Source organism: Streptomyces sp. SID12501, assembly GCF_010550245.1.
Classification (GTDB): Bacteria; Actinomycetota; Actinomycetes; order Streptomycetales; family Streptomycetaceae; genus Streptomyces.
The window spans coordinates 1-384 of the sequence record NZ_JAAGLU010001079.1; the positions used below are offsets into that span (position 1 = coordinate 1).

Genomic DNA, 384 nt, shown 5'->3' on the forward strand with positions numbered 1-384 from the left:
GCCGCTCGTACGACGACGTACAAGAGGCCGCCCTGGCGCTGGCCTGCGGCGAAGGGCCGATGCTCGGGCGGGTCGGCGAAAGCTGGCACCTGACGTCGCCGCAGGATAGCTGGCTTCTCCTGCGGGCCTCGCTCACCAAGGACGACCTCGCGGCGTTCTCCGCACTGGCCGTCGAGGTTCTCAGCGAGGCCGGGCTTGCTGCTGATGCCGATGCCGATGCCGATGCCGAGAGCCATCCACTCGTGGGTGCCACCAGTCCGGCCCGCGGTCGGTTCTCCGGAGCGCTCCGCCGCGGCGTTGCGCGGACTTTGGCGCTGCTGGCCGTCTCCGACAGGCGCGACGCGGGGAGGCTGGCCGGGCCGGACCGGGCCCGACTTGTGGCGC

At 72.7% G+C, this 384-nt stretch carries 1 protein-coding gene; it reads left to right on the plus strand.

Going from position 1 to position 384, the window contains the following annotated elements; translation table 11 throughout:
* Positions 1-384 (plus strand): hypothetical protein (locus G3I71_RS49910; RefSeq protein WP_164325619.1); only part of this gene is annotated, 384 nt, incomplete at both ends.